Origin of the sequence: Clavibacter tessellarius (assembly GCF_001618005.1) — a bacterium.
In the GTDB taxonomy this organism is placed as follows: Bacteria; Actinomycetota; Actinomycetes; order Actinomycetales; family Microbacteriaceae; genus Clavibacter; species Clavibacter tessellarius_A.
The window spans coordinates 1-22,310 of record NZ_LQXA01000015.1 but is presented as its reverse complement, the minus strand read 5'-3'; the positions used below and the strand labels follow the sequence as shown (position 1 = coordinate 22,310).

17 protein-coding genes, 1 other RNA gene and 1 pseudogene are annotated in these 22,310 nt (G+C 71.8%); 8 read left to right on the top strand and 11 right to left on the bottom strand.

All coding sequences use genetic code 11. The features are described from left to right. The first annotated feature begins 62 nt into the window (after window positions 1-62). Window positions 63-1,142, top strand: coding sequence for an NADH:flavin oxidoreductase/NADH oxidase (locus AWH51_RS03385; protein ID WP_063070725.1), 1,080 nt, complete (start codon window positions 63-65; stop codon window positions 1,140-1,142). A 66-nt stretch (window positions 1,143-1,208) separates the two neighbouring features. Here AWH51_RS03385 and AWH51_RS03380 read toward each other — a convergent pair whose 3' ends face one another. From AWH51_RS03380 to AWH51_RS03370, 3 genes are all read right to left on the bottom strand, one after another. Next, window positions 1,209-2,252 (bottom strand): hemolysin family protein, encoded by a 1,044-nt coding sequence (locus tag AWH51_RS03380; RefSeq protein ID WP_063070724.1) that lies wholly within the window; start codon window positions 2,250-2,252, stop codon window positions 1,209-1,211. Beyond that, complete coding sequence (locus AWH51_RS03375; RefSeq protein WP_063070723.1) at window positions 2,245-3,675, bottom strand: hemolysin family protein; 1,431 nt, start codon at window positions 3,673-3,675, stop codon at window positions 2,245-2,247. The genes AWH51_RS03380 and AWH51_RS03375 overlap by 8 nt, the downstream gene beginning before the upstream one ends. A gap of 113 nt (window positions 3,676-3,788) precedes the next feature. Next, on the bottom strand, window positions 3,789-5,228 hold the full coding sequence (locus AWH51_RS03370; protein ID WP_063070722.1) for a GuaB1 family IMP dehydrogenase-related protein: 1,440 nt from the start codon (window positions 5,226-5,228) through the stop codon (window positions 3,789-3,791). A gap of 195 nt (window positions 5,229-5,423) precedes the next feature. On the opposite strand from AWH51_RS03370, the gene AWH51_RS03365 reads away from it, so the two are divergent. Next, complete coding sequence (locus AWH51_RS03365) at window positions 5,424-9,242, top strand: multifunctional oxoglutarate decarboxylase/oxoglutarate dehydrogenase thiamine pyrophosphate-binding subunit/dihydrolipoyllysine-residue succinyltransferase subunit (RefSeq protein ID WP_063070721.1); 3,819 nt, start codon at window positions 5,424-5,426, stop codon at window positions 9,240-9,242. Window positions 9,243-9,345: 103 nt separating this feature from the next. Here the strand turns inward: AWH51_RS03365 and AWH51_RS03360 are convergent, their stop codons facing one another. From AWH51_RS03360 to AWH51_RS03350, 3 genes are read right to left on the bottom strand one after another with little or no spacing between them, the layout of a single operon-like run. After that, complete coding sequence (locus AWH51_RS03360; RefSeq protein WP_063070720.1) at window positions 9,346-9,786, bottom strand: GNAT family N-acetyltransferase; 441 nt, start codon at window positions 9,784-9,786, stop codon at window positions 9,346-9,348. Between the two features lie 35 nt (window positions 9,787-9,821). After that, the gene (rsrA, locus tag AWH51_RS03355; RefSeq protein ID WP_012299392.1) at window positions 9,822-10,064 is read right to left on the bottom strand and encodes a mycothiol system anti-sigma-R factor; all 243 of its coding nucleotides are present in this window, start codon (window positions 10,062-10,064) and stop codon (window positions 9,822-9,824) included. Then, window positions 10,061-10,819 (bottom strand): sigma-70 family RNA polymerase sigma factor, encoded by a 759-nt coding sequence (locus tag AWH51_RS03350; RefSeq protein ID WP_270980499.1) that lies wholly within the window; start codon window positions 10,817-10,819, stop codon window positions 10,061-10,063. Before AWH51_RS03350 ends, rsrA begins: the two co-directional genes overlap by 4 nt. 130 nt (window positions 10,820-10,949) lie before the next feature. Here AWH51_RS03350 and aroA point away from each other — a divergent pair, with 130 nt between their 5' ends. From aroA to AWH51_RS03335, 3 genes are read left to right on the top strand one after another with little or no spacing between them, the layout of a single operon-like run. Continuing rightward, window positions 10,950-12,404 (top strand): 3-phosphoshikimate 1-carboxyvinyltransferase, encoded by a 1,455-nt coding sequence (gene aroA / locus AWH51_RS03345; protein WP_063070719.1) that lies wholly within the window; start codon window positions 10,950-10,952, stop codon window positions 12,402-12,404. Beyond that, window positions 12,401-13,465, top strand: coding sequence for a ribosome small subunit-dependent GTPase A (gene rsgA, locus AWH51_RS03340; protein WP_063070718.1), 1,065 nt, complete (start codon window positions 12,401-12,403; stop codon window positions 13,463-13,465). Before aroA ends, rsgA begins: the two co-directional genes overlap by 4 nt. 36 nt (window positions 13,466-13,501) lie before the next feature. After that, window positions 13,502-14,314 carry an inositol monophosphatase family protein gene (locus tag AWH51_RS03335; protein WP_063070717.1) on the top strand — a complete coding sequence of 271 codons (813 nt, stop codon included), beginning with the start codon at window positions 13,502-13,504 and terminating at the stop codon, window positions 14,312-14,314. Window positions 14,315-14,354: 40 nt separating this feature from the next. On the opposite strand, the gene AWH51_RS03330 is transcribed toward AWH51_RS03335, so the two are convergent. Then, window positions 14,355-15,854, bottom strand: coding sequence for an MFS transporter (locus AWH51_RS03330; protein ID WP_063070716.1), 1,500 nt, complete (start codon window positions 15,852-15,854; stop codon window positions 14,355-14,357). 237 nt (window positions 15,855-16,091) lie between these two features. On the opposite strand from AWH51_RS03330, the gene AWH51_RS03325 reads away from it, so the two are divergent. From AWH51_RS03325 to AWH51_RS03315, 3 genes are read left to right on the top strand one after another with little or no spacing between them, the layout of a single operon-like run. Next, on the top strand, window positions 16,092-17,171 hold the full coding sequence (locus AWH51_RS03325) for an extracellular solute-binding protein (protein ID WP_063070715.1): 1,080 nt from the start codon (window positions 16,092-16,094) through the stop codon (window positions 17,169-17,171). Then, window positions 17,171-18,199, top strand: coding sequence for an ABC transporter ATP-binding protein (locus AWH51_RS03320; RefSeq protein WP_063070714.1), 1,029 nt, complete (start codon window positions 17,171-17,173; stop codon window positions 18,197-18,199). The genes AWH51_RS03325 and AWH51_RS03320 overlap by 1 nt, the downstream gene beginning before the upstream one ends. 2 nt (window positions 18,200-18,201) lie before the next feature. Continuing rightward, a complete protein-coding gene (locus AWH51_RS03315) occupies window positions 18,202-20,013 on the top strand; it encodes an ABC transporter permease (protein ID WP_063070713.1) in 1,812 nt (603 codons plus the stop codon). A 94-nt stretch (window positions 20,014-20,107) separates the two neighbouring features. On the opposite strand, the gene ssrA is transcribed toward AWH51_RS03315, so the two are convergent. The 4 genes and pseudogenes from ssrA to AWH51_RS03295 form a co-directional block, all read right to left on the bottom strand. Then, window positions 20,108-20,483: a transfer-messenger RNA gene (gene ssrA / locus AWH51_RS03310) on the bottom strand. A 148-nt stretch (window positions 20,484-20,631) separates the two neighbouring features. Then, entirely contained in the window at window positions 20,632-21,108 is a 477-nt protein-coding gene (smpB, locus tag AWH51_RS03305; protein WP_012037997.1) for an SsrA-binding protein SmpB, read from the bottom strand. 66 nt (window positions 21,109-21,174) lie between these two features. Continuing rightward, window positions 21,175-22,092, bottom strand: coding sequence for a permease-like cell division protein FtsX (ftsX, locus tag AWH51_RS03300; RefSeq protein WP_063070712.1), 918 nt, complete (start codon window positions 22,090-22,092; stop codon window positions 21,175-21,177). Then, a pseudogene (locus AWH51_RS03295) lies at window positions 22,089-22,310 on the bottom strand (cell division ATP-binding protein FtsE); the annotation flags it as partial. The pseudogene AWH51_RS03295 and the gene ftsX, both read right to left, overlap by 4 nt.

Sequence of the window (22,310 nt, the reverse complement as noted above, 5' to 3'; positions counted from 1 at the left end):
CCGTCCCCGCGCGCCGCGCCTCCCACCCGGATCCGCGCCGCCGCCCGCCTGGAAGGATCCCCATGACCACGTCCCCGCTCTTCGAGCCGATCACCGTCCGCGGCGTCACCGCCCGCAACCGCATCTGGGTCGCGCCCATGTGCCAGTACAGCATCGACGCGCGCGACGGCGTCCCGGGCGCGTGGCACCTCGCGCACCTCGGCTCGTTCGCCCGGGGCGGCGCCGGCCTCGTGATGGCGGAGGCCACGGGCGTCAGCCCCGAGGCGCGCATCACGCCCGAGGACACCGGCATCTGGGACGACGCCCAGCGCGACGCCTGGAGGCCGATCGTCGACTTCATCCACGGGATGGGCGCCGTCGCCGCGATCCAGCTCGCGCACGCCGGCCGCAAGGCATCCACGTACTCGTTCTCGGGGCGCGGCACGATGCCGGCCGAGGAGGGCGGCTGGGAGACGGTCGCCCCGTCGGCCGAGCCGTTCCCCGGCTACGGCACGCCCGTCGCGCTCGACGCCGCGGGGATCCGGAAGGTCGTCGACGACTTCGCCGCGGCCGCGCGCCGCTCCGTGGACGCCGGCTTCGACGTGCTCGAGCTCCACGCGGCGCACGGGTACCTCCTGCACCAGTTCCTCTCGCCGCTCAGCAACCACCGCGAGGACGAGTTCGGCGGCAGCCTCGAGAACCGGGCGCGCCTGCTGCTCCAGGTGATCGACGCCGTGCGCGCCGAGGTCCCCGACGCGCCGCTGCTGGTGCGCTTCTCCGCCACCGACTGGGCGGGCGACGCCGGCTGGGACGAGGCGCAGACCGCGACCGTCGCCGGCTGGGCGGCCGAGCACGGAGCGGACTTCTTCGACATCTCCACGGGCGGCAACACCACGGGCGTCACCATCCCCGTCGCCCCCGGCTACCAGGTGCCCTTCGCCGAGTACGTGAAGGAGCACGCGAAGGTCGCCCTCAACGCCGTGGGCCTCATCACGGAGCCCGCGCAGGCCGAGGCGGTCGTCGCCGAGGGCCGCGCGGACGCCGTGATGCTCGGCCGCGAGATGCTGCGCGACCCGCACTTCGCGCTCCGCGCCGCGCACGAGCTCGGCGTCGAGATCGACTACTGGCCCAAGCAGTACGACCGCGCCCGCTGGGCGGCCTGACCTCCCCGCGCCGACCACGACGGCCCGGCACCCGCGAGGGGTGCCGGGCCGTCGTCGTGCACGGGGTCAGACCCGCCGGGTGGCGTCCTGCACCTCGCCGACGAGCTCCTCGATGATGTCCTCGAGGAACAGCACGCCCGTCGTCTCGCCCGCCTCCGTGAAGGCGCGCGCGAGGTGGGCTCCGGACCGGCGCATCATCGCGAGCGCGTCCTCGAGCTCGGTGCCCTCGAAGACGGAGACGAGCTGGCGGATCCGCTTGGCCGGCACCGGGCGGACGAACTCGTCGGCCTCGTCGAGGTCGATCACGTCCTTCAGGTGCAGGTAGCCGGACGGCTCACCGGCCTCGTCCACCAGCACGTAGCGCGAGAAGCCGTGCCGCGCGACGGCGCGCTCCACGTCGGAGGGCGACGCGGTCTCGGGCAGGCTGACGAGCGCGCCGAGCGGGATCGCGATGTCCTCGACCTTCTTGCCCGTGAACTCGAACGCCGCGGTGAGCGCGCCCGTGCGGTCCTCCAGCAGCCCCTCGCGCGTCGACTGGTCGACGATGCCCTGCACCTCGTCCAGCGTGAAGGCGCTCGCGGCCTCGTCCTTCGGCTCCACCCGGAACGCGCGCAGCACGGCGTTCGAGATGGCGTTGAGGGCCACGATGAGCGGCTTCACCACGCGGGCGATGCCCACGAGCGGCGGCGCGAGCAGCAGCGCCGCCCGGTCGGGCACCGAGAACGAGATGTTCTTCGGCACCATCTCGCCGAGCACGACGTGCAGGAACGACACCAGGAGCAGCGCGATGACGAACGCGATCGTCGAGATCGCCTCCTCGGGCAGCCCGGTCGCGTGCAGCGGGATCTCGAGCAGGTGGTGGATCGCCGGCTCGGACACGTTGAGGATCAGCAGCGAGCACACGGTGATGCCGAGCTGCGTCGTCGCGAGCATGAGCGTCGCGTGCTCCATGGCGTAGAGCGTGACGCGCGCGGCGCGGCTGCCCTCCTCCGCCCGCGGCTCGATCTGCGACCGCTTCGCGGAGATGACCGCGAACTCGGCGCCGACGAAGAACGCGTTGACGGCGAGCAGCACGACGAGCGCGATGATCCCCCCGGCGTACTCACCCACGGGACGGCTCCTTCCTGCTGGCGGCGCGATCCGCGACGGCCTGGCGGCCCGCCTCGCGATCGGCCTGGCGGCCCGCCTGCCTGTCGGCCTGGCGCTCGGCGCGGGTGGTGCCCACCGCGGTGGCGACGGGCTCGGGCGACGGGGTGAAGCGGATGCGGTCGATGCGCCGGCCGTCGAGCCGCTCGACCCGGAGGATCCCCGTCTCGAGCTGCAGCTCGTCGCCCACGACGGGCAGGCGGCCGAGCTCGCTCATGACGAAGCCGGCGGCCGTCTCGTAGGGGCCCTCCTCGGGGATCCGGAGCCCGGTGCGCTCGAGGAGCTCGTCGGGCCGCAGCATGCCGGGGAACGTCAGCGAGTCGCGCGAGCGGACGACGCCGGCTCGCGTGCGGTCGTGCTCGTCGGCGAGCTCGCCGACCAGCTCCTCCACCAGGTCCTCGAGCGTCGCGACGCCGGCGGTGCCGCCGTACTCGTCCACCACGACGGCCATCTGGAAGCCGCGGCCGCGCAGCTCGCCGAGCAGATCGTCGAGCTTCATGGTCTCGGGCACGCGGATCGCCTCGGACTGCAGCGCCGTGACGGGCACCTGGGCCCGCTTCTCCCGCGGCACGGCCACGGCCTGCTTCACGTGCACGAGGCCGATGACGTCGTCCACGCCGTCGTCGGTGACCGGGAAGCGGGAGTAGCCCGTGGTCATGGCCAGCTCGATCACGGTCTGCGCGCTGTCGGTGCGCTCGACCGACTTCACGCGGAGCCGCGGCGTCATGACGTCGGACGCCGTGAGGTCGGCGAAGCGCAGCGTGCGGCTGAGGAGCATCGCCGTGTCGTCCTCGAGGAGGCCGGCGAGCGCCGAGCGCCGCACGAGCGAGGACAGCTCCTCGGCGCTCCGGGCGCCCGACAGCTCCTCCTTCGGCTCGATGCCGACGAGGCGCAGGATGCCGTTCGCGCTGTCGTTGAGCAGCAGCACGGCGGGCTTGAAGACCGTGGTGAACAGGGTCTGGAACGGGATGACGAGCTTGGCCGTCTCGCGCGGCAGGGCCAGGGCGAAGTTCTTGGGCACCAGCTCGCCGATGATCATCGACAGGAGCGTCGCGACGACGAGCGCCACCACGGTCGACACCGGCGACACGAGCCCCTCGGCGAGGCCCGCGGACGTGAGCGGACCGGCGAGCAGCAGGCTGAGTGCCGGCTCCATCGTGTATCCGGTGAGGAGCGTGGTCAGGGTGATGCCGAGCTGGGCGCTCGAGAGGTGCGTGGAGGTGATTCGGAGGGCGCGGATGGGCGGGCCGAGCCGCTTCTCGCCGCGCTCCTGGCGCTTCTCGAGGTCGGAGCGGTCGAGGTTGACGAGCGCGAACTCGCTGGCCACGAAGAGGCCGGTGCCGAGGGTGAGGAGCAGGCCGACGGCGAGGAGGAGCCATTCATGCACCGGAGCGGCTCCCGGGCACCGGGCGCGCGGCCGGCCTCAGGTCGTGGGCGGCGCGGGGCGGGGGTCTATGAGCAGGAGGGGGGTCGTCCATCGTCCGTCGAGCATACCGGGGCTCACCAGCCGACCGGCAGGGGCTTGCCCTCCTCGTAGCCCGCCGCGGACTGGATCCCGACGGTGGCGCGCTCGGCGAACTCGGCCCGCGTGCGCGCCCCGGCGTAGGTGAACGCGCTGCGGACCCCGGAGGTGATGGTGTCGAGCAGGTCCTCGAGCCCGGGACGGAGCGGGTCGATGCGGATGCGGCTCGTCGAGATCCCCTCCGCGAACAGCGTGCGCCGGGCCAGCTCGAACGCCTCGCGGCGGCCGAAGCGCTCCTGCACGGCGCGGGTGGACGCCATGCCCCAGCTCTCCTTGGCCAGGCCGCCGTCCTCGTCGACGAGCAGGCGGCCGGGCGACTCGACGGTGCCCGCGAACCACGATCCGATCATCACGCTCGCGGCGCCCGCGGCCAACGCGAGGGCCACGTCGCGCGGGTACCGCACGCCCCCGTCCGCCCAGACGAGCGCGCCGGCGGCCCGCGCGGCCTCCGCCGTGTCGAGCACGGCGGAGAACTGCGGGCGGCCGACGGCGGTCATCATGCGCGTGGTGCACATGGCGCCGGGGCCGACGCCGACCTTGACGATGTCCGCTCCCGCCTCGACCAGGTCGCGCGCGCCGCCCGCGGTCACGACGTTGCCGGCGACGAGCGGCACCGCGGGATCGAGCGCCCGCACGGCGCGGACCGCGCGGAGCATCGCCTCCTGGTGCCCGTGGGCGGTGTCGAGCACGATGACGTCCACCCCGGCGGCGAGGAGCGCGCGGGCCCGGCCGACCGGATCGCCGTTGACCCCGACGGCGGCCCCCACGGCGAGGCGGCCGTGTCCGTCGACGGCGGGCGCGTAGACGGTGGAGCGGAGGGCGCTGCGACGGCTCAGCGTGCCGACGAGGCGGCCGTGCGCGAGGACGGGCGCGAAGTCGATGCCGGCCGCGTGCATCAGCTCGAACGCGGCGCGGCCCGTGGGCACGTCGTCGGCGTCCAGGGAGGCGAGCGCGCCGTGCGGGAGGTCGGCGAGGCGCGTGCCGTCCGGGACCCCGGCGAGCTGGGTCCCCTCGAGGCAGCCGACCATCTCCCCGTCGGCGTCCCGCAGCACGATCCCGTGGCCGGCGATGGGCGGCAGCAGCTCCCGCGCCTGCCCGGCCGTCGCGTCCGGCGGCAGCTCGAGCGGCGAGTCGTAGGCGACCGGCTGGTCCTTCACCCGGCGGATGGCCGCGTCGAGCTCCTGCGGTCGCAGGTCCTGCGGGAGGATCCCGATGCCGCCGCGCCGCGCGAGCACGGCCGCCAGCCGCGGGCCGGTGACCGAGCCCATGTTGCTGGCGACGACCGGGATGGTGCACGGGGTGTCGTCGCCCGGCGCGAGGTCCACGTCCATGCGGCTGCCGACGTCCGACCGTCCGGGGCTCAGGAACACGTCCGAGTACGTCAGGTCGTGGGCGGGAGCCTCTCCGGTGAACCTCATGCCCCGACGCTAACCCGGGCTCCGCGTCCGCACCAGGGCACCCTCCGGATGGATCGGGCGCGCGCGACGCGCCGCTCCGCCGACGACCCCTCCGGCCCCACCGGCGGAAGGTTTAGGCTGGGTCATCGTGGACGCGCGGCGAGCGAACGACCGCGCGAGGCAGACGACCAACAGCAAGAGAGCGGGCGATCAACTGTGTCGAGCCAGGTGACTGGTACGGGGACCGATGACGGTTCCACGGGCGACTTCGGAGCCAACGAGTGGCTCGTCGACGAGATGTACGAGAGGTACGTGGTCGACAAGGACGCGGTGGACCGCAGCTGGTGGCCGATCCTGGAGAACTACCACGCGACCGTGATCGAGGGCCGCGAGGCGACGCCGGCCACCGGCGACCAGACCGCCGAGCCGCAGATCCCGGAGTCGGACGAGACGTCCGCGCCCGCCGCGACCAACACGGGCGCCCCGGCCGCGACGCCGTCCCCCGCCTCCGCCGGCCAGCCCGACGCGCAGGCGCAGCAGCCCGCGACCGGGTCGCAGCCCGCGGCGCGCACCACGAGCATCGCGCCCAAGCAGCAGCCGATCCCGGCCCAGGCCCCCGCGAAGGCGCCGGCCAAGAAGGGCGCCGAGCCCACCCCGCCCGGCGAGGACGAGGTGTCCCCGCTCCGCGGCATGGCGAAGAGCCTCGCGACCAACATGGACGCGTCGCTCTCGATCCCCACCGCGACGAGCGTGCGCACGATCCCGGCGAAGCTGATGATCGACAACCGCATCGTCATCAACAACCACCTCAAGCGCGCCCGCGGCGGCAAGGTCTCCTTCACGCACCTCATCGGCTGGGCGCTCATCCAGGCGCTCAAGGAGTTCCCGAGCCAGAACGTGCACTACGACGAGGTCGACGGCAAGCCCAGCGTCGTCTCCCCCGCGCACATCAACCTCGGCATCGCCATCGACATGCCGAAGCCCGACGGGACCCGCGCCCTCCTCGTGCCGAGCATCAAGGAGGCCGAGGGCATGACCTTCGGCGAGTTCCTCACCGCCTACGAGGACCTCGTGAAGAAGGCGCGCGGCAACAAGCTCGCCGCGGGCGACTTCGCCGGCACCACCATCTCCCTCACGAACCCCGGCGGCATCGGCACCGTGCACTCGGTCCCCCGCCTCATGAAGGGCCAGGGCGCCATCATCGGCGCCGGCGCGCTGGAGTACCCGGCCGAGTTCCAGGGCGCGAGCCCGAAGACGCTCGTCGAGCTCGGCATCGGCAAGACCATCACGCTCACGAGCACGTACGACCACCGCGTGATCCAGGGCGCGGGCTCCGGCGAGTTCCTGAAGATCGTGCATGAGCGCCTCATCGGCCAGCACGGCTTCTACGAGGACATCTTCGCGGCGCTGCGCATCCCCTACGACCCCATCCAGTGGGCCACGGACATCAACGTCGACCTCTCGGAGCGCGTCTCCAAGACCGGCCGCGTGCAGGAGCTCATCAACGCGTACCGCGTCCGCGGCCACCTCATGGCGGACATCGACCCGCTCGAGTACCAGCAGCGCACGCACCCCGACCTCGAGATCACGAACCACGGCCTCACCTTCTGGGACCTCGACCGGGAGTTCGTCACGGGCGGCTTCGGCGGACGCCGGCAGGCGCTCCTCCGCGACATCCTCGGCATCCTGCGCGACTCGTACTGCCGCACCATCGGCATCGAGTACATGCACATCCAGCAGCCCGACGAGCGCGAGTGGATCCAGGGCAAGGTCGAGCAGCCCTACGCCAAGCCCACGCACGACGAGCAGATGCGCATCCTCTCCAAGCTCAACGAGTCGGAGGCCTTCGAGACGTTCCTGCAGACCAAGTACGTCGGGCAGAAGCGCTTCAGCCTCGAGGGCGGCGAGTCCACCATCTCGCTGCTCGACACCCTGCTCCAGGGCGCGGCCGACCACGGCCTCGACGAGGTCGCGATCGGCATGGCCCACCGCGGCCGCCTCAACGTCCTCACCAACATCGCGGGCAAGAGCTACGGCCAGATCTTCCGCGAGTTCGAGGGCACGCAGGACCCGCGCACCGTGCAGGGCTCCGGCGACGTCAAGTACCACCTCGGCACCGAGGGCACCTTCCGCGGCGTCCACGGCGAGGAGATGCCGGTGTACCTCGCGGCGAACCCGTCGCACCTCGAGGCCGTCAACGGCGTGCTCGAGGGCATCGTGCGCGCGAAGCAGGACCGGAAGCCGATCGGCTCGTTCTCGGTGCTGCCGATCCTCGTGCACGGCGACGCGTCGATGGCCGGCCAGGGCGTCGTGTTCGAGACGCTGCAGCTCTCGCAGCTGCGCGCGTACCGCACGGGCGGCACGGTCCACATCGTGATCAACAACCAGGTCGGCTTCACGACGCCGCCGTCGGAGTCCCGCTCGTCGGTGTACTCGACCGACGTGGCCAAGAGCATCCAGGCGCCGATCTTCCACGTGAACGGCGACGACCCCGAGGCCGTGGCGCGCGTCGCGCACCTCGCGTTCGAGTTCCGCCAGGAGTTCAAGAAGGACGTCGTCATCGACCTCGTCTGCTACCGCCGCCGCGGCCACAACGAGGGCGACGACCCGTCGATGACGCAGCCGCTCATGTACAACCTCATCGAGGCCAAGCGCTCGGTGCGGAAGCTGTACACGGAGGCGCTCGTCGGCCGCGGCGACATCACGCAGGAGGAGTACGACGCGGCGCAGAAGGACTTCCAGGACCGCCTGGAGCGCGCCTTCGCGGAGACGCATGCGGCGCAGACCTCCTCCATCCCCATCCAGACCGACGACGAGGGCGCGGTGTCCGACCTCGAGCGCCCCGACTCGCAGCAGGACGACGGCCACGGCGAGCCCGAGACCACGGGCGTCTCCGAGTCCGTCGTCCAGGCGGTCGGCGACGCGCACGACAACCCGCCGCAGGGCTTCTCCGTGCACCCGAAGCTGCAGGCGCTCATGCGCAAGCGCCTGGAGATGAGCCGCAGCGGATCCATCGACTGGGCGTTCGGCGAGCTCCTCGCCATCGGCTCCCTTCTCCTGGAGAACACCCCCGTCCGCCTCGCCGGTCAGGACTCCCGCCGCGGCACGTTCGTCCAGCGCCACGCGGTGCTGCACGACCGCGACAACGGCCAGGAGTGGCTGCCCCTCGCGAACCTCAGCGACCGCCAGGCGCGGTTCTGGATCTACGACACGCTGCTCAGCGAGTACGCCGCGATGGGCTTCGAGTACGGCTACTCCGTGGAGCGGCCCGACGCCCTCGTGCTGTGGGAGGCCCAGTTCGGCGACTTCGCGAACGGCGCGCAGACCATCATCGACGAGTTCATCTCGTCCGCCGAGCAGAAGTGGGGCCAGCGCTCGAGCGTCGTGCTGCTGCTGCCGCACGGCTACGAGGGCCAGGGGCCGGACCACTCGTCCGCGCGCATCGAGCGCTTCCTCCAGCTCTGCGCGGAGCAGAACATGACGGTCGCGCGCCCCTCGACCCCGGCGTCGTACTTCCACCTGCTGCGTCGCCAGGCGTACTCGCGGCCGCGCCGCCCGCTCGTGGTCTTCACGCCGAAGGCCATGCTGCGGCTGCGCGGTGCGACGAGCGACGTCGAGGCCTTCACCTCGGGCCGCTTCGAGCCGGTGATCGACGACGTGCGCATCGAGGACCGCGGCGCCGTCCGGCGCGTGCTCCTGCACTCGGGGAAGGTCCACTACGACCTGCTCGGCGAGCTGGAGAAGCGCCAGGACACGTCCATCGCCCTCGTGCGCCTGGAGCAGTACTACCCGTTCCCCGAGGAGCAGGTGCGCCGCGTCGTCGAGTCGTACCCGGACGCCGAGGTGGTCTGGGTGCAGGACGAGCCGGAGAACCAGGGTGCCTGGCCGTTCGTCCACGTGGAGCTCAGCCGGGTCCTCCCCGACCGCGCCGTGCGCGTCGTGTCGCGTCCGGCGGCCGCATCGCCCGCCGCCGGCTCGAGCAAGCGCCACGCCACGGAGCAGACCGACCTGATCGCGCGCGCGACCGCGGAGTGATCCACCGGGGCGCATGCCCTGGGACGACGAGAGGCCCGATCCCCCTGGGATCGGGCCTCTCCTCGTCGATGGTCCGTGGCGGGCGCGAGCCCGCGTGGCCGGATCAGCCGAGCTTCGAGTAGCGGATGCCGGACGCGTGATAGCCGCGCCGGGCGTAGAACCGCGTGACGTTGTCGCGCGCGGCGGCGCTGGTGGCGAGGAAGCGCGAGGCGCCGTGCTCGCGCGCCCAGGCCTCGTAGTGGCGGATGAGGTCGGAGCCGATGCCGCCGGCCTGCCGCCCCTCGCGGACCACCAGGATGATGAGCTGCGCGATCGGCTCGTCGTCGGCGAGGCCCCACATGAGGTGGCCGCCCGCGAGACCGGCGATCTCGCCGGCGTCGTCCCGGACGACCCAGGTCTCGTGGCCCGCCGCCGCGGTCATGCGCGACAGGCGGGCTGCCACCCGCTCCTCGTCCACCTCGTAGTCGAGCAGCCGCAGAAGCTCGACGATGACGGTCAGGTCGGAGGGGGACGGCATCCCGAGGGACTGGATCGTGTTGGTCACATGCCGAGATTACCGGCCGCGCGCGACCGCTCCGGTCAGTGGGTCGCCTGGATCGCGCGCAGCTTCTCCATCACCTGCGTGCGGAGGTCCTCCGGGGCCGCCTCGGTGCAGGCGCGGCGCACGGTGTCGCGCAGGACGACGCCCACGCGGTGCTCGCGCGCGCAGTCGGCGCAGTTCGCCATGTGCTCGCGGATGTCCGCGGCGTCCGCCTTGTCGAGCTCGTGGTGCAGGTACTCCTCGAGATCCTTCTTGGCCTTGTCGCAGCCACAGTCGCTCATTTGGTCGCTCCAGTGAGGTGCGCGGTGGAGATGCCCCGCTCGCGCGCGTAGTCGGAAAGGAGGCCCCGCAGCATCCGGCGGCCGCGGTGCAGGCGGCTCATGACGGTGCCCACGGGGGTCTTCATGATGTCGGCGATCTCCTGGTAGGAGAAGCCCTCGACGTCCGCGAAGTAGACCGCCATGCGGAAGTCCTCCGGGATGGACTGCAGCGCGTCCTTGACGGTGCTGTCCGGGAGGTGGTCGATGGCCTCCGCCTCGGCGGAGCGCGTGGTGGTGGCGGTGGCGGAGGTGGCCCCGCCCAGCTGCCAGTCCTCGAGCTCGTCGATGGTGCCGCTGTAGGGATCCCGCTGCTTTTTGCGGTAGTTGTTGATGAAGGTGTTCGTGAGGATCCGGTACAGCCAGGCCTTGAGGTTCGTGCCCTGCTTGAACTGGTGGAAGGCGGTGTAGGCCTTCACGAACGTCTCCTGCACGAGGTCCTGCGCGTCGGCGGGATTGCGCGTCATGCGGAGGCCCGCGGCGTACAGCTGGTCGATGAACGGGAGCGCCTGCTCCTCGAAGAGCTCGCGATTGTCGCCGGGCTGGGCCGCGCGCGGCTCCTCCGCCTCGGCCCGCTCGGCCTCCTGCTGGTCGGCCGCCTCCTCGGTGGAGTGCACGACGGCCTCCACGAGCTCGGCGGGCGCGGTCGATGCGGCGGGCGCGACGCCCTCCGCGGTCTCGGCCGGCGCGTCGTGACTGGTGTTCCTCGAATTGGCCATCAAGGCAGATTCTACGGCGCGCACGAGCTCGGCGGACGGGGCCGCCGGTGCTGTCCTCGTGATCACGGGTGTTCCTTCCCGGCCCGGGATCCGGGCCTGCCGGACGCGTGCCCGGTACTCTGGTGAACCCATGGAGATCTTCAGGTATTCCGGTCCGACCTTCAGCCCGTACGACGACGACCGGACCCACCAGCCGGTCCCCGAGGACGACGGGCCGTGGGCCGCGCCCGTCGCGGACGGCCCGCTCGACGCCATCGTGCCGCTGCCGGGTTCCAAGAGCCTCACGAACCGGGAGCTCGTGCTCTCCGCCCTCGCGGATGCGCCCTCCCTCCTCCGCGCGCCGCTGCACTCGCGGGACACGCGGCTCATGATCGAGGCCCTGCGCGCGCTCGGCGCCGGCATCGAGGAGGTCGAGGGGGACGGCGCGTTCGGACCCGACCTCCGGATCACGCCGGCGGAGCTCGCGGGCGGCGTCACGATCGAGTGCGGCCTCGCCGGCACCGTGATGCGCTTCCTGCCGCCCGTCGCCGCGCTCGCGCTCGGACCCGTCTCGTTCGACGGCGACCCGAGCGCCCGCCGCCGGCCCATGTCGGGCACGATCGAGGCGCTGCGGGCCCTCGGCGTCGACGTGAACGACGACGGCCGCCGCGCACTCCCCTTCAGCCTCTACGGCACCGGCGAGGTGCCGGGCGGCGAGATCGGCATCGACGCGTCCGCCTCCAGCCAGTTCGTCTCCGGTCTCCTCCTGGCGGCGCCGCGCTTCACCGACGGCCTGCGGCTCCGGCACACGGGCCGGACGCTGCCGAGCATGCCGCACATCGAGATGACGATCCGCACGCTCGCCGAGCGCGGCGTGGTCGTCGAGAGTCCGGAGCCGAGAGTCTGGGTGGTGCCGCCGTCGGCCATCGCCGGCCGCGACGTGTCCATCGAGCCCGACCTGTCCAACGCCGCGCCCTTCCTCGTCGCGGCGCTCGTCGCCGGCGGACGCGTCACGGTCCCCGGCTGGCCCTCGGAGACCACGCAGGTCGGCGCCGACCTCATCGAGCTGCTGCCGCGCTTCGGCGCCACCGTCACGCGCGAGGGCGGCGCGCTCGTCGTCGACGGCGGGCCGGGCCTCGCCGCGGGCGGCCGCATCCCGGGCGTCGACCTCGACCTCAGCCGCGGCGGCGAGCTCGCCCCCGCCCTGGTCGCGCTCGCGGCGCTGGCGGACGGACCCAGCCGGATCACCGGCATCGGCCACCTCCGCGGGCACGAGACCGACCGCCTCGCGGCGCTGGCGGCGGAGATCACCCGGCTCGGCGGATCCGTCACGGAGCTCGAGGACGGCCTCGCCATCGAGCCGGCGCCGCTGCACGGCGGCCTCTGGCACGCGTACGAGGACCACCGCATGGCCACGGCGGGGGCGATCATCGGACTCGCGGTGCCGGGCGTCGAGATCGACGACATCGGCACGACCGCCAAGACGCTCCCCCAGTTCCCCGAGCTGTGGCTCGGCGCGCTGCTCGGCCGCGGCCCGCGCGTGGTCGTCGATCCGCTGGCGCTCGGCGGCATGACCGGCCCGGGCGGCCTCGGCGGGATCCTGTGAGCTGGCTCGCGGATCCCGAGCAGGACGACGGCGTCTGGGACGCCTACGACGAGTCCTCGGTGCGCGTGCGGCCGAACCCCAAGGGCAACAAGCCGCGCAGCAAGCAGCGGCCGGGCCACACGGACGCCGTCGAGGGCCGCGTCCTCACGGTCGACCGCGGCCGCTTCGGGGTGCTCGTGGGCGAGGACACCCCGGACGAGCACACCCTGACCGCCACCCGCGCCCGCGAGCTCGGCAAGAAGGCCGTGGTCACCAACGACCGCGTCGACATCGTGGGCGACACCTCGGGCGACGAGGGCAGCCTGTCGCGCATCGTCCGCATCGCCCCGCGCCGCACGCTGCTGCGCCGCAGCGCCGACGACTCCGACGCCGTCGAGCGCGTCATCGTCGCCAACGCCGACCAGATGCTCATCGTGGTCGCCGCCGCCGAGCCCGAGCCGCGCGCGCGCCTCGTCGACCGCTACCTGGTCGCGGCCTTCGACGCGGGGATCCAGCCCATCCTCTGCATCACGAAGGCCGACGTCGCGGATCCCGCGCCGTTCGCCGCGCACTTCCGGGTGCTGGACGTGCCGATCGTGCTGAGCCGCTCGGACGCCGTGCCGCTCGACGAGCTGCGCGCCCTGCTGGCCGACCGCACGACCGTCGCGGTGGGCCATTCCGGCGTCGGCAAGTCCACGCTCGTCAACGCGCTCGTGCCCGACGCCAAGCGCGCCACGGGCGTCGTCAACCAGGTCACCGGGCGCGGGCGGCACACGTCGAGCTCCACGGTCTCGATGCGCGTCGAGACGGGCGACGGCGGACACGGCTGGATCATCGACACCCCGGGTGTGCGCTCCTTCGGCCTCGGGCACGTGGATCCGGCCAACATCCTCCGCTCGTTCGCGAGCTACGCGCACCTGCCCGAGGGCGAGCCCCCGGGCGGCATCCCGCTCACGGAGGCGCACGACTGGGAGATCGTCGACCGGGTCGAGGCGGGCGAGCTCGGCGACGCGGGGCGCGAGCGCCTCCACTCGCTGCAGCACCTCGTGTCGAACCGGTCGGACGCCGTCAAGGGAGAGTGACCGGGCGGCGCGGGGCCGATCGCTAGGCTCGTCCCCGTGGCCTCCGAACCCCTGCACTCCCTGTCGTCCGACCTGCGGCTCGCGAGGGAGCTGGCCGACATGGCCGACGCCATCTCGCTCGACCGCTTCCGCTCCGCCGACCTCGCCATCGAGACGAAGGCCGACTCCAGCTGGGTCACCGACGCCGACACCTCCGTCGAGCGGGCGATCCGGGCGGGCATCGCCGAGAGCCGGCCCCACGACAGCGTCCTCGGCGAGGAGTACGGCACGTCCGGCTCGTCATCGAGGCAGTGGATCGTCGACCCGATCGACGGCACCTCGAACTTCGCGCGCGGGGTGCCCGTGTGGGGCACCCTCATCGCGCTGGCGGTCGACGGCGTGCCCGTGGTCGGCGTGGTGAGCGCGCCCGCGCTCGGCCGCCGCTGGTGGGGCGCGACCGGGCTCGGCGCCTACGTCGACGACACGCTCGGCCAGGCCACCACCTCCGAGGAGCGGCGCATCCGCGTCTCGGACGTCGCCCGGCTCGAGGACGCCTCCATGAGCGTCGCCGGCGTGCAGCGCTGGCGCGACGCCGACCGCCTCGACGAGCTCCTCGACCTCTCGGCCCGGGTCAAGCGCTCCCGCGACTTCGGCGACATGTGGGCCTACATGCTCCTGGCCGAGGGGCTCCTCGACATCGCGGGCGAGCACGACCTCAAGCCCTACGACATGGCCGCGCTCATCCCCGTGATCGAGGAGGCCGGCGGCCGCTTCACCTCCATCGACGGCGAGGCCGGCCCCTGGCACGGGTCCGCGCTCGCGACCAACGGGCACCTGCACGACGCCGTTCTGGCGGTCGTGGCGCGCTGACCGTCGCGAGCCGTCGCCGGACGCGGCCGGCCCGACGCGCTCAGGCGGTCGCGGCCCGCTGACGTCGGCGCCGCTGCCCGAGGTCCACGAGGCCGAGCAGCAGCGCCACCGCCACCAGCGAGATGGTGACGAGGAAGCCGTTGCGGAAGCCGTCGTGGTACACCGCCAGGCTCGCGTCGGATCCGCCGGCCGCCTCCGCGTAGAGCGTGCTGAAGAACGTGGCGGAGGCCGCCGCGACGCCCACGGCCGTGCCGACGCGCTGGCCCACCTGCGCCATGGATCCGGCCACGCCACCCTCGGTGACCGGGATCTCCGCGAGCGTCAGGGTCTGGTTCGGCGAGATGACGAAGCCCGCGCCGATGCCCGCCACGAGCATCGCCGCGGCCATGGCCCACGGGGTGACCTCGCGCGGCGTGAGCACGGCCGCGAGGAGCAGCAGGGTGATCCCGACCACGACGACCGCGAGGCCGATGACCACGAGCTGCCGGCCGAGCCGGGACACGAGCCGTCCGCCGATCCACGCCGTCACGGCCGAGGACAGCGCGAACGGGATGCCGACCATGCCGGCGAACACGGGTGCGAGGCCGAGGCCCTGCTGGAGGTAGAGGGTCGTGAGCAGGAACACCGCCGGGATCGCGGCGAAGTACGCCGTCGCGATGAGGATCCCGTTCCGGTACGACGACAGCCGGAACAGCGCGAAGTGCACGACGGGCGACTTGCCCTGCGACGCGTAGCGCCGCTCCCACGCGACGAAGAGCCCGGCGGCCACCGCGGCTACCGCGAGCGCGAGCCAGCGGCGCGGGTCGTCGTCCGGGCCGCCGGTCGTGAGCACGAACGGCAGCATCAGCGAGAAGGTGGCGACGGCGAGAAGCAGGATGCCGACGGGATCCAGCCCGACCTTCCCCTCCGGCCGGGCCTGCCGCTTCGGCAGGAGCTTGAGCGCGAAGAGGATGGCGGCGATGCCGAGCGGGATGTTCATCCAGAAGAGCAGCCGCCAGCCGTCCTCCGGGCCACCGAGCTGGATCAGCAGGCCGCCCACGGTCGGGCCGAACGCCGTCGCGACGCCCACGACCGCGCCGAACAGGCCGAACGCCCGCGCGCGCTCCTCGCCCTGGAAGAGCTGCTGGATGAGGCCGAGCACCTGCGGCATCTGGATGCCCGCGGCGACGCCCTGCAGGATCCGCGCGACCACGAGCGTGTTCACGTCGGGCGCGAGCGCGCAGAGGAGGCTCGCGAGCGTGAAGGCGCTGAGGCCGATCACGAACATGAGGCGCCGGCTGCGGATGTCGCCGAGCCGCCCGGCCGGCACGAGGGCCAGGCCGAACGCGAGCGCGTAGCCGGCGACGATGAGCTGCAGGTCCGTGGATCCGGCGCCGAGCGACTCCTCGATCGACGGCAGCCCGACGTTCACCTTCGAGAGGTCGAGGATCGTCAGGGCCGCGACGCCGACGCAGACCCAGAACGCCTGCCAGCGCGTGCGGTCGCGGTCGTCGGCGGGTTCGGTGCTCGAGGGGGTCCCCGCGATGGTGCGTCCGGTCATGAGGTATCGAATCCAATGCACGTGCTATGTATTCCCGCTCCCGCGAGCGGCGCGACGCGCCCCGACCAGCTTGCTCCCCAGGTGAGGGAATCGTCTCCGGTGTCCCTATGCTGAACAGCGAGCCAACAGCGACCGCCGGACCGGGCCGCCGCGGATCCCGCTCCTAGGGTGGGGACTTCGCGCCGGAACGGCGCGCCGCCCGCGAGCACGCCGACGTGCTCCCTCCGAGAGGACACCATGAAGAACCGCGCCCGCCGTCTCACCGCCTCCCTCGCCGCCGTCGTCGCGGCCGGGCTCGCCCTCTCCGGATGCGGATCGTCGGGCGGCGGCAGCGCGGATCCCGGCGCCTCCCCCGCCTCGGGCGACACCCTCATCGTCTACACGAACTCCAACGGCGATGGCCGCGGGGACTGGGTCACGGCCGAGGCGGCCAAGGCGGGCTTCGACATCCAGATCGTGGGCCTCGGCGGCGCCGACCTCGCGAACCGCATCGTCGCGGAGAAGAACAACCCCGTCGGGGACGTGGTGTTCGGCCTCAACAACATGTACTTCGAGAACCTCAAGGCGGAGGACGCCATCACGGCGTACACGCCCGCGTGGTCCGGCGAGGTCGACCAGGCCTCGGGCGACCCCGACGGCGGCGCCTACTGGCCGCTCGTGGAGCAGGCCATCGTCACCGTGCACGACGCGAAGCAGACCTCCGGCGGCGACGTGCCGAAGGACGTCACCGACCTGCACTCCTCCGCGTACCAGGGGAAGTACGAGGTCAACACGCGCCTCGGCGAGGCCACGCCGCAGCTCATCCTCGCGGGCCTCCTCGCGCCCTACGCGGACCCCGACGGCGACCTGGGCATCAGCGACGAGGGCTGGCAGGTCGTGAAGGACTACTTCGCGAACGGCTCCCCCGCGGTCGAGGGCACGGACCTCTACGCGCGCCTCTCCCGCGGCGAGGTGTCCTTCGGCACCCTGGCGTCGAGCGGCATCGCGGCGCGCGACGCGCAGTACGGCACCACCACCGAGATCGTGCCCGCGAAGGCCGGCGTCCCGTTCGTGACCGAGCAGATCGCCGAGATCGCCGGCACGAAGAAGGAGGAGCGGGCCCGCGCCTTCATCGACTGGTTCGGCAGCGCCGACGTGCAGGGCGCGTTCGCGGAGAAGTTCTCGAGCTACCCCGTCAACACGACCGCGCGGGAGAAGGCGCTGCCGGCCGTGAAGACGCTCATCGAGTCGCTCGACAAGCAGGACGTCGACTACGGCTTCGTGCGCGAGCACATCGCCGACTGGGTCGAGAAGACCGAGCTGGAGTACCTGCCCTGATGATCCGCTTCGACGACGTCGAGGTGCGCTTCGGCGACCAGGTGGCGATCCCGGGGCTCGACCTGGAGATCCACGAGGGCGAGTTCTTCACCCTGCTCGGGCCGTCGGGCTGCGGCAAGACGACGGCGCTGCGCACGCTCGCCGGCTTCGTCGACCCGAGCCGCGGCGAGGTCGTCATCGACGGGCAGGTCGCCACGCGGCTGCCCAGCGAGAAGCGCCGCGTGGGCATGGTGTTCCAGAACTACGCGCTGTTCCCGAGCATGTCGGTGCGGCAGAACATCGCGTTCGGCCTCACGGTGCGGAAGGCCGGCAAGGCCGAGACCGACCGGCTCGTGCGCGCCATGGCCGATCAGGTCGAGCTGAGCGCGGCCCAGCTCGACAAGGACGTGGCCGAGCTGTCCGGCGGTCAGCAGCAGCGCGTCGCCATCGCGCGGGCGCTCGTGCTGGAGCCGCGGATCCTGCTGCTCGACGAGCCGCTCTCCAACCTCGACGCCAAGCTCCGTGTGCAGCTGCGCGACCAGCTGAAGGGCCTGCAGTCCCGGCTCGGGATCACGACGGTCTACGTCACGCACGACCAGGAGGAGGCGCTCACCATGAGCGACCGCATCGCCGTCTTCGACGCGGGGCGGATCGAGCAGGTCGGGACCCCGGAGGACATCTACGACCGCTCGGCCACCGAGTTCGTCGCGACCTTCGTCGGGGCGATCAACGCGCTCGGCCCGTCCACGGTCGCCCGCCTCCGCGACGCGGGGGCGCCGGGCCTCGACGCCTCGAGCCGCGCCTACGTGCGGCTCGAGCGCGTGTCGGTGGATCCGCGCGGATCCGCGGTGACCGACGCCGGCCGCGTCCGCCTCGACGGCGTGGTGGCCGAGCGCAAGTACCACGGGTCCTACAGCACGTACCGGGTCGACCTCGGGGACGACGCCGTCGAGGCGCTCGTGGCCGAGACGGGCGCCGCGCCCCTCGCGCCCGGCGCCGAGGTCGTCGTGGGCATCGACCCGGCCGCGATCCTGCGGTACCGGTCGTAGCCGTGCGCACCCCCGTCCGCGCGCTGCTGCGCTCCCCCCTCGGCGTCGTGGTGCTCATCGCCGCGCTGTGGTTCATCGTCACGTTCCTGGTGTTCCCGAACGCCAACCTGCTGATCACGACGTTCTTCCCCGACGGGTCGTTCAGCGGGCGGGCGCTCGAGAAGCTCGTCAGCTCCGACCGGGCGATGCGGAGCGTCGGCAACAGCCTGCTGCTCGCCGTGACCCTCGCGATCACCGTCAACGTGGTCGGCATCTTCATCGTGCTGGTCACGGAGTACTTCGTGGTGCGCGGGTCCCGCGTGCTCTGGCTCGGGTACGCCACCACGCTCATCTACGGCGGCATCGTGCTCGCGGCCGGCTACGACTTCATCTACGGACGCTACGGGTTCGTCACGGCCATCGCCCAGCGCGTCGTCCCCGATCTCGACCCCGACTGGTTCTCCGGGTACTTCGCGGTCGTCATCGTGATGACGTTCGCCACGACCACGAACCACATGCTCTTCCTCCGCTCCTCGCTCGCGGCCATCGACCACCAGACCATCGAGGCGGCCCGGAGCATGGGCGCGGGCACCGGCCGGATCCTCTTCCGCATCGTGCTGCCGGCCCTGCGGCCCATGATCTTCGCGGTCACCGTGCTCACGTTCCTCACCGGCCTCGGGGCGCTCACCGCTCCCCTGGTGCTCGGCGGCACGGGCTTCCAGACGGTGGCGCCCATGATCGTCACCTTCTCCAAGAGCACGAGCTCCCGCGACCTCGCGGCGCTGCTCGCCATCGTGCTGGGCGTCGCGACCATCGCGCTGCTGGCGATCATGAACCGCGTCGAGAAGTCGGGCGTGTACTTCTCGGTGGCGAAGGTCGCGACGCCGCTGCAGAAGCAGCGCATCCGGAACCCGATCGTCAACGGCGTCGTGCACGTCGTCGCGTACGTGCTCTTCGTGGTCTACGCCCTGCCCGTCGTGCTCATCGTGCTGTTCTCGTTCCTCGACTCGAAGAGCGTGCAGACGGGCACCATCACGCTCGACTCCTTCACCCTGCGGAACTACGCGACCGTGCTCGGCTCCCCCGACGTGCTGCGCCCGTTCGTCGTGAGCCTCGTCTACAGCGCGCTGGCCGCCGTGATCGTGGTGGCGGGGCTGCTCTTCGTCGCGCGCCTCGTGCAGCGCAACCGCAACTGGGCGACCGCGGCCATCGAGTACCTGCTGCACATCCCGTGGATCCTGCCGACCATCCTCATCGCCCTGGCGCTGCTGCAGACCTTCGACCGGCCGCAGCCGCTCATCGGCGGGCAGGTGCTCACGGGCACGACGTGGCTGCTGCTCGTCGCGTACATCATCGTGAAGGTGCCGTTCACCCTGCGGCTGCTGAAGGCCGCGTTCGCGAGCGTGCCGCAATCGCTCGAGGACGCCGCGCGGATCCTCGGGGCGCGCTCGCTCACGACGTTCCGCCGCGTGCTGGTGCCGCTCGTGATCCCGACGGTCGCCGCCATCACGGCGCTCAACTTCAACAGCCTCCTCGACGACTACGACGCCGCGGTGTTCCTCTACCAGCCGCTGTACGAGCCGCTCGGCATCGCCATCAAGGCGAGCACGGAGGGAGAGGCGAACCTCGACTCGATGAGCATCACGTTCGTGTACACGGTGCTCCTCATGATCATCATGGGGCTCACGATGTACCTCGTGTACGGGCGCTCCGGCGGGCGGAAGCGGCGCCGCGGCCGGACCGGATCTCCCGCGGTCGAGACGACGGCCCCGGCGCTGGCGACGAGCGACCCCGGCGCACCCGCCCCCGCCGCGCCGCGCGCGCCCGTGGGCTGAGACCGGGCAGACGGAAGGCCCCGTCCGGTGGACGGGGCCTTCGTCGCGACCGGACGGATCCGGCCCCTCGACGAGCGTGGGACATGCGACGCGATGGTGGAGATGCGGGGAATCGAACCCCGGTCCACTGCTGTAATCCTGCGCCTTCTACGGGTGTATCCAGGAAAGGCGTCCTGCTCGGCCCCGGAACTTGCTCCTGGCATCTGATCCGACGGGCCCAGCCTCAGTTCGAGTCCCGCGCGGCCCTGAGGCACGACCGCGCAGCGAGCTCCCTTTTCTGACGCCGACTTACCGGTTAGAGAGCATCACCGGGTCGACGGTCCTGTTAGTGCGCTCGCTTAGGCAGCGAGAGCGAAGGACGACTGCTTGTTATTGGCAGTTGTATTTTGCAGAGAGCGTTTACGAGATAGCCCTGCATCCTCGACCCGCTTCTCGCAGTCATTCAGGCAATGTCGAAACCGATCATCCCCATGAACGGCAGAGCGCCTCGAGAGGCACCCGAGCCGGGTCGCATGTTCCACGCTGTCGAGTTGTCAATCGTCGACCGGAGCGAACCCCGGCCAGCCCTCAATGATAGCCGACGCGCGACGCCCGCACCACCGCCGACGGCCGGTGCGCCTACTCGCCGAGCCGGCGGTGCGACGACATGGCGCGATCGGCCTCGCGCTTGTCCTGGCGCTCCCGGAGCGTCTGGCGCTTGTCGTACTCCTTCTTGCCCTTCGCGATGGCGAGCTCCACCTTGGCGCGGCCGTCGACGAAGTAGAGCTGCAGGGGCACGACCGTGTAGCCGCCCTCCTTCACCTTGGAGTGGATCTTGAGGATCTGCTCCTTGTGCAGGAGCAGCTTGCGCTTCCGCCTGACCGGGTGGTTGTTCCAGGTGCCCTGGTTGTACTCGGGGATGTGCACCGCGTCGAGCCACGCCTCGCCCGCGTCCACGAAGGCGTAGCCGTCCACGAGGGACGCGCGCCCCTGCCGGAGCGACTTGACCTCGGTGCCCGTGAGCACGAGGCCGGCCTCGTAGGTCGACTCGATGGTGTAGTCGTGGCGAGCCTTGCGGTTGGTCGCCACCACCTTCTCGCCACGTTCCCTGGGCACGGTGGACTCCTCGATGGTTCGGGTGGATGCGCCCGGATCCGGGCAGCCCATCAGCCTACCGGAGGATCAGATCCGCAGGTACCTGCTGATCGCGAAGTTCGCCGAGACCGCGGACAGCACGACGCCCACCGCGAGCAGGATCGGCACCACGAGCAGAGCGTCGTCCATGTTCACCAGGGATATCGACGTGAGGCGCGTGCTCAGGAAGCCCTGCACGAAGAACTTGACGAGTGCCACCGTGGCCGCGCTCGCGAGCACGCTCCCGATGAGCGCCGCGAACACGCCCTCGAGGATGAACGGGGTCTGGATGAAGCGGTTCGACGCCCCGACCAGCCTCATGATGCCCAGCTCCCGTCTCCGCGAGAACGCGGACAGCCGGATGGTGGTGGCGATGAGGAGGGCGGCGGCCACGAGCATGAGGCCGGCGATGCCGACCGCGGTGAGGCTCGCGGCGTTGAGTATGGAGAAGATCTGGTCGAGGTACTGCCGCTGGTCCACCACGTTCTCGACCCCCGCGAGCCCCGAGAGGCTGTCCTTGAGGATGTCGGACTTCGACGGGTCCTTGAGGTTCACCCAGAACGCCTCGTTGAGGAACTCGGGCTGCACCAGCTCGGTGACGGGATCGCCCTTGAACTGCTCCTGGAAGTTCTTGTACGCCGTGTCCTGGTCCTCGAAGTAGTACTTGTCGATGAACGGGGTGAGCGTCGCGCTGTCGAGGCGCTCCTTCACCGCGTCCATCTGCTCCTGCGTGGCCTTGCCGTTCACGCACGTGGCGCTCGGCACCGACGTGTCGGTGCAGAAGTCGATGGCGACCTGGGCGCGGTCGTACCAGTAGTTCTTCATCTGGCCGATCTGCATCTGCAGCAGCACCGCGGCGCCCACGAACGTGAGCGAGATGAAGGTGACGAGCACGACCGACACGACCATGCTGACGTTCCGACGGAGGCCGTGGCCGACCTCGGAGAGGACGAGTCCGAGTCTCATCGCGTGGGCCCCACATCCTGTGCGCCGGTGTCGTCCGGCGACTCGCCGCGGGCGCGGAGCCCCAGCTTCTCGGCCAGACCGAGCTCGGCGAGCTCGGCGTCGTCGCGTCCGTCGGCGGACGCGGTGCCGCCCTGCCCGTCGGACAGGTCGGGCAGGCGGATCACGCCCGTGCCCTCGGGGAGGCGGCGGATGGATCCGGTGCTCGGCGCGGCGGGCGC

What these genes read in the sequence shown, in the direction of transcription:
- AWH51_RS03330 (WP_063070716.1), bottom strand. Translation starts at nt 15,854, where the DNA reads ATGACCGGACGCACCATCGCGGGGACCCCCTCGAGCACCGAACCCGCC.
- AWH51_RS03325 (WP_063070715.1), top strand. Translation starts at nt 16,092, where the DNA reads ATGAAGAACCGCGCCCGCCGTCTCACCGCCTCCCTCGCCGCCGTCGTC.
- aroA (WP_063070719.1), top strand. Translation starts at nt 10,950, where the DNA reads ATGGAGATCTTCAGGTATTCCGGTCCGACCTTCAGCCCGTACGACGAC.
- AWH51_RS03370 (WP_063070722.1), bottom strand. Translation starts at nt 5,228, where the DNA reads ATGAGGTTCACCGGAGAGGCTCCCGCCCACGACCTGACGTACTCGGAC.
- AWH51_RS03385 (WP_063070725.1), top strand. Translation starts at nt 63, where the DNA reads ATGACCACGTCCCCGCTCTTCGAGCCGATCACCGTCCGCGGCGTCACC.
- AWH51_RS03320 (WP_063070714.1), top strand. Translation starts at nt 17,171, where the DNA reads ATGATCCGCTTCGACGACGTCGAGGTGCGCTTCGGCGACCAGGTGGCG.
- ftsX (WP_063070712.1), bottom strand. Translation starts at nt 22,092, where the DNA reads ATGAGACTCGGACTCGTCCTCTCCGAGGTCGGCCACGGCCTCCGTCGG.
- AWH51_RS03350 (WP_270980499.1), bottom strand. Translation starts at nt 10,819, where the DNA reads ATGGCCAATTCGAGGAACACCAGTCACGACGCGCCGGCCGAGACCGCG.
- rsrA (WP_012299392.1), bottom strand. Translation starts at nt 10,064, where the DNA reads ATGAGCGACTGTGGCTGCGACAAGGCCAAGAAGGATCTCGAGGAGTAC.